A 10,991-nucleotide genomic window follows, 5' to 3' on the forward strand; every position below is an offset into this window, starting at 1 on the left:
GCGGGGACGTGGCCGTCGTCGTGTCCGGGCACCGCGCACCCGGCGCCCGGAAGGGGCCGCGGTCGGGCAAGAGGCTTCCCCTCCCCCCGCCCGACCGCGTTTCCGCGCCCGCATACCCGCCCGACGGGCGGAAGCGGACGCGAAGGGAACGCACTCGGAACGACCCGGAGACCCACCCCGAAATCGAACACGAGTACGAACATGGACAGTTAAGCGCACCCCGGCCGCCTCCGTCAACAGCGCCGCACCCGGGCGCCGAGCCGCCCACTCGTCTACCGTGGCGGTGTGCGCACCGCTGAGATCGAACTGTGGGAGCTGGCCGCCCCGGCGTTCCTGCACGCCCTTCCGGCCCTGCTCGAGATCTACACCGCCGCGATGGACCCGCCCGCGGAACAGCTCCCCGGGCGCCGCTCCATCATGCGCGAGCACGCCCGGCACCCGCGGTTCGGCTCGGTCGTCGCGCTGCCCCGGGGCGGCGGGGAGGCCGCCGGGTTCGCCTACGGATTCCACGGCGCCGGCGGGCAGTGGTGGCACGACGTCATCACAACCGAGCTGCATGAGCGCGACCCCGGCGCCGACCGCCACTGGTTCGCCGACTCCTTCGAGGTCGCCGAGCTGCATGTGCTGCCCGCCTGCCAGGGGCGCGGCATCGGCCGCAGCCTGCTGGAAGCACTGACGGCGGTGCGCAGGGAGCGCACCGCCGTCCTGTCGACCCCGACCGGCCCTACAGCCGCCCGAGGCCTCTACCGCTCGTGCGGGTTCGTCGACGTACTACCGGAGTTCCATTTCCCCGGCAGCCCTCACAGGCCCTTCACCATCATGGCCGCGCCCCTGCCATTGCCGGGAGGCGGTCCGCGGCGACCTGCTGGTAGATCTCGCGCGTGGCAGTGGACTGGTTGAACGTGATGAAGTGAATGCCGGGAGCGCCCTCGTCCAGCAGCCGCTCGCACATGCGCTGCGCTTGCTCGATTCCCATCTTGCGCACCGACTCGGGGTCGTCCTTGACCTTCTCGAACTCCTCGGCCAGGTGGCGCGGGAACGGCGCGCCCGAGAGCTGCTCGGACATCTCGATGGTGGAGTACTTCACCACCGGCATGATCTCGGGGATGATCGGCGTCTCGCAGCCCGCGGCCACGACGCGGTCGCGCAGGCGCAGATAGTCCTCCGGGTCGAAGAACATCTGGGTGATGGCGTAGTCGGCGCCCGCACGGCACTTCTGCACGAGGTACTTCGTGTCGGACTCGATGTCGGGTGAGCGGGGGTGCTTGTAGGGGAAGGCGGCGACGCCGACGCTGAAGTCGCCGAGCTCCTTGATCAGGCGCACCAGCTCGTCGGCGTACTCCAGTCCTTCGGGGTGCTTGACCCACTCGCCCAGCGGATCGCCCGGAGGGTCGCCGCGCAGGGCGAGGATGTTGTTCACACCCACGCTGGCGAAGCGCCCGACGAGGTGGCGCAGCTCGCTCACGGAGTGGTTGACGGCGCAGAAGTGGGCGACGGGCAGCAGCGTCGTGTCGGTCTGCAGCTGCTCGGTGATCTCGACGGTGAGATCGCGCGTGCCGCCCCCGGCTCCGTACGTGACCGAGACGAACGACGGCGCAAGCGCCTCGATGTCGCGGATGACCCGCCAAAGCTTGGTAAGCCCTTCGTCGGTCTTCGGCGGGAAGAACTCGAATGAGAATGTCGGTTCGCCGGTCTTAAGCAGTTCGCGGATGTCGCGCGGCCGCGACGCTGCGACCGGCGCGCTTCCGTTGCGTGTCGATGACCCAACCATGCCTCCACCCTAGGCGACGCCCTGTCCAGCGCCGGGAGGGTGGGTCCCGACTACCCGATAATGTGCAGCCCATGACCTTTTCCGCGTCCTCCCCGGTCTCGTTCGTGCGCACGGCCGTCGACACCGAGATCGCCCGGTTCGTCGAACGCCGCCGCGCCCAGCTGCTGGAGATCGGATCCGAGCTGGCGCCGGCCGTCGACGCGCTGGAGGCCATGCTCGCCGGCGGCAAGCGCCTGCGCCCGGCGTTCTGCTACTGGGGCTGGCGCGGAGCGGGCGGCGACGACGTCCCCGAGATCCACCGGGCCGCCGCCTCGCTGGAGTTCCTGCAGGCCTGCGCGCTGATCCACGACGACGTGATCGACAACAGCGACACCCGCCGCGGTCTGCCGGCGACCCACAAGCGGCTGGAAGGGCTGCACGCGGCCTCGGGCTGGCGCGGGGCCTCCGACGCCTTCGGACGCGGCGCGGCCATCCTCATCGGCGATCTGTGCCTGGCCTGGAGCGAGGACCTCTACCAGGCCAGCGGCCTGGGGCTGGAGGCGCTGCACGCCGGGCGCACCCCCTTCGACGCGATGCGCACCGAGGTGATGGCCGGGCAGTATCTGGACATGCTGGAGCAGGTGCGCGAGGGCGGCGACGTCGCGGCGACACTGCGTGTGATGCATTACAAAGCCGCCAAGTACACCGTCCAGAGACCGCTGCACCTGGGTGCGGCGTTGGCGGGCCGCTACGCGGAACTCTCCCCCGTCTACACCGCCTACGGGCTGCCGCTGGGTGTGGCCTTCCAGCTGCGCGACGACGTTCTGGGGGTCTTCGGCGATCCCGAGCAGACGGGCAAGCCGGCCGGCGACGACCTGCGCGAGGGCAAGCGCACGCTGATCGTGGCCGAGACCCTGGAGCGCGCCGGCGCCGCCGACCGCGCGGAGTTCCTGCGCCGTCTGGGCGATCCCGCGATGGACGACGACACTGTGGCGTGGATGCGCGGCGTGGCCGAGGAGTGCGGCGCCCTGGCGGCCTGCGAGCGCCGCATCGACGACTACGTGGGGCAGGCCACCGCGGCGCTGGAGACCGGACTGCTCGACGACGCGGCGCGTTCGCCGCTGGCCGACCTCGTTGTGGCCGCGACCGCCCGCAAGCACTGAGCGCCCCGCGCAAGCTCGCCGCGGGCGTCGGCCGGGACGGTGCACCGGCCCCTCCCCCGGGGCGCCGTACCTCCTCCCGGGGCGCCGTACTTCCTCCCGCGGGAGGAAGCGCTTTTCGCCGACCGGCCGATACCGTCGGCCGAGAGCGCGGAGCGGGGGTTGGGAAAGCCCGTTTCGCGGCGCTTTCGCGCCTACCGGGAGGCATCATCGTGGACGGTACACCGGCCCCTGCAGGCGGCCCTGTTCGCCCGGGTGAACGCGCCCCGGGCCCCGACCTCGCACGCGGGTTCATGCTGCTGCTGATCGCGCTGGCCAACACGCCCTGGTACCTCTACGGCGCCGAGCAGGCCGACACCGGCGGCCATCCCGTCGACGGCTCGGCCGCCGACCGCGTCGTGCAGTTCGCCATGCTCCTGGCCGTGGACGGGCGCGTCTATCCGATGTTCGCGTGCCTGTTCGGCTACGGACTGATGCGCATCTACGACCGCCAGGTCGAGGCCGGCGCCTCACCGCGGGGCGCCGCCGCGGTGGTGCGGCGCCGCAACCTGTGGCTGCTGGTGTTCGGGGTCGTGCACGCGGCCCTGCTGTTCTTCGGCGACGTCCTGGGCGCCTACGGGCTGCTCGGCCTCGTGCTGGGATGGCTGCTGCTGCGCCGCAGCGAGCTCGCGATGCGGGTGACCGCGTCGGTGCTCGTCGGCCTGGTGGCGGCGCTGTGGCTGTTCAGCGCGCTGGGCGCGGCCATGGGCCCCTTCGTCCCCGAAAGCGCGGCCGCCGGGACGGAGCAGGCGGGGATGCCCGGCTTCCTGCGGGCCTCCTTCGGCGAGGACGACTACCTCGCCTCCGTCGGCGAGCGGCTCGTCGCCTGGGCCGTCTCGGTCCCCTTCCAGTCCCTGACCCTGGTGATGCCCGCGGCGATGGCGCTGGGCATGGTGCTGGGCCGGCGCCGGGTGCTGGAGTACCCCGACCGGCACCTGCGCCTGCTGGTGTGGACTGCCGTCGCGGGGATCGGCGCCGCCTGGCTGTCGGGGCTGCCGGAGGCGCTGGCCCACACCGGGCTCGTCGAGCTGCGCGACCCGTTCGGGGCTCTGGCCGCTGTGCGCCAGTTCAGCGGCGTGTTCGGCGGTGCGGGCTATGTGGCGCTGTTCGGACTGATCGGGCACGCCGTCGCCCGCCGGCGCCGGCGAGGCCCGGTCACGGTCGCCGTCATGGCGGTCGGCAAGCGGTCCCTGTCGTGCTACCTGGCCCAGTCGGTGGTCTCCGCGCCGCTGCTGGCGGCCTGGGGTCTGGGGCTGGGTGCGCACGTCGACAGCGCGGTGGCCGCCCTCTTCGCCGCGGCCGTGTGGCTGCTCACCCTGGCAGGCGCCTGCGCGCTGGAGCGGGCCGACCGGCGCGGACCGGCAGAGGCTCTGCTGCGCCGACTGGTCTACCGCGGCGGGGCCGAAAGCGCGGGCGGGCAGACGGCAGGTGGCGGCGCCCCGGAATCCGGAGACGGGACACGGTACTGATTCCGGGCCTCCCGGCGGAGGCCGAACCGCGGCAAGACCGCAGGTTCCGCGACGCCGTCGAGCGCCCGCATGGGCCCGTCGGCCACGCGCCGCTGGGCCCCGAGTCCGCATCCGGAGGGCGGGCCCGGCCGCCGGTGCGGTCCGACCGAAGAATCACCAGCAGTACTCGTTCCATCGCTTGATGTAATAACAACTGCGCAGCCGTGACCAAATTCGACCGCCGGGACTAGAGACCTTAACTTCCAATATATCGACGGTTGTCTTTACGGCAGAACTTCGGTTCACTGGAGCAGCCAAACTCCGATCGGCTGCATCGACCCGACTCGGCCGACCCCGACGGAGCCGACCCCTGGCCGCCGCAGCAGTATGCACGGGAACATTTTGTCCATACCTCTGCCATCTTCGGGAACAGGAGAATCAAACAGTCAGAATAAAACGATTGAAACCGGATGCGCGACGGACCCGACAGGAACCGCGAATGGATCTACTGGAACGCGATCGAGAAATCAGCCATATAAAGTCCGCATTGTCCGGCGCTTTCGCGGGAAAGCCGACATTCACGGTGGTCAACGGCGGAGTGGGAAGCGGCAAGACGGAACTGCTCCACTATGCGGCCGAACTGGCCGCCTCCGCCGGAGTCCCGCACCTACCGGCCACCAACTCGCCCCAGCACGGCGCCGCCCCGTTCGAGGTAGTGCGCCAACTCATAAACCAGCCCGCTCTGGGGGAACGCGTTGCGTCGTCAGCGATGCGGAGGCTGACCGACGCCTTGGAGGAAGCGGCCGACAGCGAGACGCACGGCCATCCCCACTCCCAGCATCAGATCACGCTCCGTAAGGAATTGTCGTCCGTCCTGGCCGACGCCGTCCGCGGAACCCCCCTGCTTCTAACGGTCGACGATGTCCACCATGCCGACTCCGCATCCCTGGGAGTCCTCCAGGAAGTAGTCGAAAGCTGGAACGGCGGCGGCCTCATTCTATTGCTTAGCCAATCGCTGCACGGAGCCCCCGCAGATCCACTTTTCCACGTGGAGACCCTGCGTTCTCGAATCTATTCGCGCTTTCGACTCCATCCCCTGTCCCAGGAAGGAATTCGCCGCCTGCTTTCCACGCATCTATGCGAATCCGCCACCGAGCAGCTGGCCGCCGAATACACCTATGCGACGGGCGGGAACCCGCTTCTTCTGCGCTCTTTGATCGAGGACGCCAGGAACACCGAGCCCGCCCCTGCAGCGCTCGCCGCCGGCCGCGAATACCAGCAGTCCGTGCTGGCCTGCCTCCGGAGATGCAGCCCTCCGGTCGTGGAGGGGGCCCAGGCGGCGGCCGTGCTGGCGACGTCGCGAAGACTCCGAGCAGCCACCCCGCTCTTGCTCGGCTACGTTTTCGAGGACGGGCCGCGGACGGCGGAGCACCCGCTGAACGTCCTTCAAGAGATCGGGATCCTCGATCCGGAAGGGAGGTTCCGACTCAACGCCGCCAGGACGGCGATCCTCAGCGACCTCCCGCCCGAGCGCTACCGCGAGCTCCGCGTCCGCGCGCTCCACGCCATGCACCTGCGAGTCGGGCAGAACCGCCGGGGAGAGGACCTCCCCAACATCCTCGGCACCGGCACCTCGGGGACGTGGACGGCCGCGCTCCTGCTGGACGCAGCGGAGACCGACCTCGCTCAGGACGAGATGAGCAGCGCCCTGGCCCACCTCCAACTTGCCATGGACTCCTGCCCCGACGAGGCCTCGCGGTGCAAGACGGTGGCAGGGATCGCCCGCACCAAGTGGCGGATCGATCCGCTCACCGCGGCCCAGCACTTCGACTTCCTGCTCGAAGCCGCCGGCAAGGACGCCCTCGCCGTCCGGGAAACGGTCACACTCATGCACCAGCTCGCCTGGCACGGCCAGACGGCGAAGATCGCGGAACTGATCGAACACTTCTCGACCGACGGAACGCCGAGCCAACCACCGGAGCTCCACTCCGCTTGCCAACTGCTCCTCAACACCCTGCCGACGCTCAAGCCCTTCCTCGACCGCGTGGCCCCCGCCCTCGGCGAGCAGCAGCCGGGGACCACCTTCATCAGCGTCCGCGCCCGCGCGGGCGGCTCCCTGGCCCAGCTGCTCGAAGGGGGGCCGCGTGACGAGGCGGTCACCACCGCCCAGCAGATCCTGCGAACGTCCCCCCTGACGGATTTCACACTCGAGGCGCTGGAGTGCGCCTTGCTGATCCTCATCTCCTGCGGGCGCTTCGAGGCCGCCCGGTCAGCGTGCGACACGCTCCTCGACGAGGCCACCAGGCGGGAGGTTCCGACCTGGCGTGCCCTCCTGGCGGCGTATAGAGCCGAGATCGCCCTTCGCGAGGGCGACCTCGCAGCGGCCGCACAACTGGCGCGCGACGCGCTGGCCGTGCTGCCGCCGACGAGCTGGGGGGCGGCCATCGGCGCACCGCTGGGGGTCCTTGTGCACAGCACCACTTTGCTGGGCGACCTCGACGAGGCGGCGGCCCACCTCCAGTACGAAGTGCCCGAAGCGATGTACCGCAGCAGGTACTGCCTCGGCTACCTGATGGCCCGCGGCCAACACCACCTCGCTACCGGTGACGCACGTCTCGCACGCGCCGATTTCGAGTTCTGCGGCGCCCTGATGAAGGAATGGCAGCTGGAGCGGCCCGGATTCGTGGCCTGGAGGTCCGCGGCGGCCGAGTCCCTGATCCGGATGGGTGAACCGCAGCAGGCGCGAGACCTCCTCGACGAGCAGCTGAGCCTCACCGAGGAGGACGACCAACGGGTCCGCGGAATCACGCTGCAGCTCCTGGCGCGCACCCGGCCGGCGTCTCGTCCGGCGTTGTTGGAGGAGGCGGTCGACCTGCTACGCGCCTCCGGCGACACCTTCTCCCTGAGCCTGGCGATGCAGGATCTCAGCGACGCCCTCCGTTCGCTCGGCGACACCAGGAGAGCGCGCCTGCTCGCCGACCGGGCCCACGCATTGGGCGTGCAGGCGCGCGACGCGGGAACGCCCGGGACCTCCTCGGCCGAGGAGGTCCCGGCAGCCGACGACGAGGACTGCCCCGCCGGAGCGTCGCCCCTGACCAAGTCCGAGCGCCGGGTCGCGGAACTCGCGGCACAGGGCCTGACGAACAGGGAGATATCGAATCGGTGCTTCATCACGATCAGTACGGTCGAGCAGCACCTCACCAACGTCTACCGAAAGCTCAACGTGAAGACCCGGCTCGCCCTGCCCGACGGCCTCGCCGACCAGGCGGACACCTCATAGCTCCGCGCCCTGGCCCGGGACCGAGGACTCGATGCAGGCCCCGATCTCCTTGGCGGCACGCACCGGGTCCTCGGTCAGGTAGAAATGCCCGCCTGGCAGTCGGCGCAGCTCGAACTCCGCGGTCGTGTGCTTGCGCCAGCTCTCCAGGTCATCGGCTCCCACGCGGACGTCGTCGTCTCCCAGGAACCCGACAATGGGGCAGGAGAGCGCCGGGCCGGGGGTGTAGGTGTAGGTCTCGGCGGCCTTGTAGTCGCCGCGGATCGCCGGCATCAGGGCGGCCAGCAGCTCCTCGTCTTCGAGTAGGGAGGAGTCCGTCCCGCTGAGGCGACGCAGTTCGGCGACGATTCCGTCGTCGTCCAGCAGATGGATACCGTTGCTGCGGTGCTCACTGGGCGCGCAGCGCGCCGAGACCATCAAGGCGGCGGGACCGGCGCCCTGCCCTGCCAACCGCCTGGAGACTTCGAAGGCGACGGTCGCCCCCAGGCTGTGCCCGAAGTACACGACCGGCTTGCCGCCGGTGGGCCCCAGTACCGCCGCCAACTCCTCGGCGAGACCGTCGACGTCGGCGATCGGCTCCTCGCGGCGCCGGTCCTGCCGTCCCGGGTACTGGACGGCGAGCACCTCGAACCGCGGTGCCAGCAGCTTGGACAGCGGGAAGAAGTAGCTCGCCGCGCCGCCGGCGTGCGGGAAGAAGACCAGTCTCACCGCCGCCTCGGGCGCGGGGTGGAAACTGCGCAGCCAAAGGTCCGTACTCAATCCAGCTCCTTAGCGATCCAGTCGTCGATGGCAGCCGCGGTCGTGTCGGAGAACTCCTCGAGGATCGAGAAGTGCGTTCCCTTCACGTCGACGACGTCGTGCGGGAACGCCCATGAGGAGCGCCAGTCCTCTCCGAAGGCCTTGCGGACGTCCTGGGTGAGCGGCTCCGTCGCCCGCACGAGCAGCGTCCGGCACTGTGTCGGCTCGGGCTCCCAGCTCCCGAACATCCGCAGATACCAGCCCATGGCGGTGAGCCGGTCGTCGGTGAGCGAGACGAAGACCCCCTCGCGGTCGTGCATGCCGTCCATCAAGGCCAGGCCGAACCGGGCCAGGATGTCGGTCTGCGGCGTATAGGTGTCGACGAGCACCACCCCCGCAGGAGGGCAGCCGACGCGCTCCAGGTAGCCGGCCACGGCGTTGGCGAACCATCCCCCCGCGGACGAGCCCAGGAGAACGGGGGCACGGTCGCCGACGTCGCCGCGGACCGACTCGCCCAGCGCCTCGACGACGGCGGTTATGTCGCCGGGCAGCGGCTCGCCGTCGTTGAACCCCGGGCAGGGCAGGGCCGCCACGTCCCGCAAACCGCGCAGACCGGCGGCGAACCTCGCATAGCCCTGGATCCCCGCCAGAGCCAGGCACGACGAGAAGCAGTACACCGGTGTGCGCTCCCGGCCCCGGGCGAGCAGGATGGGCGGCTCCGCAGGGCCGTCCGCGGCCCCGGAGAAGGACGGGCGCAGGGCGGCCGCCGCGTAGAGGAGGTCGAACGCCTCCTGCCACTTGCCCTGCCGGGTGGCCTCGCCATACAGCGACATGAGCGTCGCCGAGGAACCGTCCTGGGCGGGGGCCGCCGGTTCGGCCTGCGGGCGGTCGGCGGCCGGCTCCTCGGCCATCCGCTCCAACAGGCTCCCGGCCAGGTCGGCGGGCGTGGCGTGGTCGAAGGCCAGTGTCGCGGGCAACCGCAGTTCCAGGGCCTGCTGCAACCGGTTGCGCAATTCCACCGCAGACAGCGAGTCGAATCCCGCATCGGCCAGCGAGTGCTCGGGAGCCACCTCATCACCGTCCCGATAGCCCAGGACGGCGGCCACCTGGTTCTGCACGATGCCGGCCACGGCCGCTGCGCGTTCGGCCTCGTCCATCCCCAGCAGGCGGCTGCGGGCGCTCGGCTCCCCGTCGGCCGCCCCCGAGCGGTCGGCGGTGCGGACGGGCGGCCGGACCAGGCTGCGCAGCAGGGACGGCACCGCCGCGTCGTAGTAGTTCGACCGGATCGCGTTCACGTCCAGCCGCATCGGCAACGAAAGCGGCAGCGCCGAGCGAAGAGCGGCGTCGAAGAGCTCGAGGCCGTCCTCCGGGGTCAGAGCCACCAGACCGGAGCGGGCCGCCGCCCCCGTCTCCGTGTCGGCGTCCGCGGCCATGCCGCCGCCCGTCCACGGCCCCCAGGCCAAAGACGCGGCCGGGATGCCCTCATGCCGCATCCGGGCGGCGAGGGCGTCGAGGAAGGAGTTGGCCGCCGCATAGTTGGCCTGGCCGGCTCCCCCGAAAACGCCGGCGGCGGAGGAGAAGCAGACGAAAGCGTCGAGGCCCGATCCTTTGGTGAGTTCGTAGAGGTGGTGGGCGCCGCAGGCTTTGGGTCCCAGCACCCGGTCGAGGCGGTCAGTGGTCAGCGCGCTGACGATCCCGTCGTCGAGAACGCCCGCGAGGTGGACGACCGCGGTGAGCGGGTGGTCTTCGTCGACCTCGGCCAAAGCGCGGGCGAGGTCCGCACGCTCGGAGGCGTCGCAGGCCACCAGCCGCGCTTCGGCTCCCGCTTCCGCGAGCTCGGCGCAGAGCTCGCCGGCACCGGGGGTGTCCGGCCCCCGCCGGCTGGTGAGCAGCATGCGGCGGATTCCGTACTCGGTCGCCAGGTGGCGGCAGACCGCGCGCCCCAAGGCCCCGGTAGCGCCGGTGACCAGCACGGTCCCGTCGGGATCCAGCGTGATCGGACGGGCCGGGGGCGTGTCGTCGCCGTCGGTGGCGACCCGCGTGAGAGCCGGTGTCCATGTGCGGCCGCGCCGCACGGCCAGAGCCGGCTCTCGCGTCATGGCCGCGGAGGCGAGGACGGCGCGGGTGTTCTCGTCGGCGCCGTCGATGTCGACAAGGGTGAACGCTCCCGGGTGCTCGCTCTGCGCGGAGCGCACCAGGCCGCTCAAGGCGGCGCCGACCGGATCGACGAGGTCGCCGTCCCCGGTGTCGACCGCCCCCATGGTCACGATGACCAGGCGGGTACCCGCGAGGGCTTCGGACGCCAACCAGTCCTGGACGAGCGCGAGGGCCCACGCGGTGCCCGCACGGACCGCATCGGTCGGGTCGTCGCCGAAGGAGCCGCCTGCGACGGCGACGGCCACATCCGGGGCGACGCTCCCGGTCCGCACCGTGTCGCTCAGGGCCGCCACGTCGGCGTAGGCCTCCACCTGGGTCCCTGCCGCATCAAGAGCGTTCCCGATACCGGACTCGTCGGCTCCGACGACAGCGGCCCTGCTCGGTCGGACGGCAGCGGGGTCGGCGGGGGTCCAGTCGGGCCG

Annotated in this window: 7 protein-coding genes; 4 read left to right on the forward strand and 3 right to left on the reverse strand. The window is 71.0% G+C overall.

Features of this window, described 5'->3' with window-relative positions; translation table 11 throughout:
• The first annotated feature begins 285 nt into the window (after positions 1-285).
• Positions 286-900 (forward strand): GNAT family N-acetyltransferase, encoded by a 615-nt coding sequence (locus LP52_RS13035; protein WP_238580902.1) that lies wholly within the window; start codon positions 286-288, stop codon positions 898-900.
• On the opposite strand, the gene metF is transcribed toward LP52_RS13035, so the two are convergent.
• Positions 818-1,771, reverse strand: coding sequence for a methylenetetrahydrofolate reductase [NAD(P)H] (metF, locus tag LP52_RS13040; protein ID WP_040273675.1), 954 nt, complete (start codon positions 1,769-1,771; stop codon positions 818-820). The genes LP52_RS13035 and metF overlap by 83 nt on opposite strands.
• A 71-nt stretch (positions 1,772-1,842) precedes the next feature.
• Here metF and LP52_RS13045 point away from each other — a divergent pair, with 71 nt between their 5' ends.
• The 3 genes from LP52_RS13045 to LP52_RS13055 all read left to right on the forward strand — a co-directional run bounded on the left by LP52_RS13045 (position 1,843) and on the right by LP52_RS13055 (position 7,677).
• Positions 1,843-2,913, forward strand: a complete 1,071-nt coding sequence (locus LP52_RS13045; RefSeq protein WP_040273677.1) for a polyprenyl synthetase family protein — start codon at positions 1,843-1,845, stop codon at positions 2,911-2,913.
• Positions 2,914-3,122: 209 nt separating this feature from the next.
• Positions 3,123-4,418 (forward strand): DUF418 domain-containing protein, encoded by a 1,296-nt coding sequence (locus LP52_RS13050; RefSeq protein ID WP_040273678.1) that lies wholly within the window; start codon positions 3,123-3,125, stop codon positions 4,416-4,418.
• A 478-nt stretch (positions 4,419-4,896) separates the two neighbouring features.
• Entirely contained in the window at positions 4,897-7,677 is a 2,781-nt protein-coding gene (locus tag LP52_RS13055; RefSeq protein WP_084723162.1) for a helix-turn-helix transcriptional regulator, read from the forward strand.
• On the opposite strand, the gene LP52_RS13060 is transcribed toward LP52_RS13055, so the two are convergent.
• Positions 7,672-8,433, reverse strand: a complete 762-nt coding sequence (locus LP52_RS13060; protein WP_040273681.1) for a thioesterase II family protein — start codon at positions 8,431-8,433, stop codon at positions 7,672-7,674. The genes LP52_RS13055 and LP52_RS13060 overlap by 6 nt on opposite strands.
• On the reverse strand, positions 8,430-10,991 hold a 2,562-nt coding region (locus LP52_RS13065), incomplete at its 5' end, for a type I polyketide synthase (RefSeq protein ID WP_157036318.1). The genes LP52_RS13065 and LP52_RS13060, both read right to left, overlap by 4 nt.

It is taken from the genome of Streptomonospora alba (assembly GCF_000826685.1).
GTDB classification, from domain to species: Bacteria; Actinomycetota; Actinomycetes; order Streptosporangiales; family Streptosporangiaceae; genus Streptomonospora; species Streptomonospora alba.

Bases quoted from the DNA above. Each gene is read 5' to 3' on its own strand.
- LP52_RS13055 (WP_084723162.1), top strand. From the start codon at position 4,897: ATGGATCTACTGGAACGCGATCGAGAAATCAGCCATATAAAGTCCGCA.
- LP52_RS13045 (WP_040273677.1), top strand. From the start codon at position 1,843: ATGACCTTTTCCGCGTCCTCCCCGGTCTCGTTCGTGCGCACGGCCGTC.
- metF (WP_040273675.1), bottom strand. From the start codon at position 1,771: ATGGTTGGGTCATCGACACGCAACGGAAGCGCGCCGGTCGCAGCGTCG.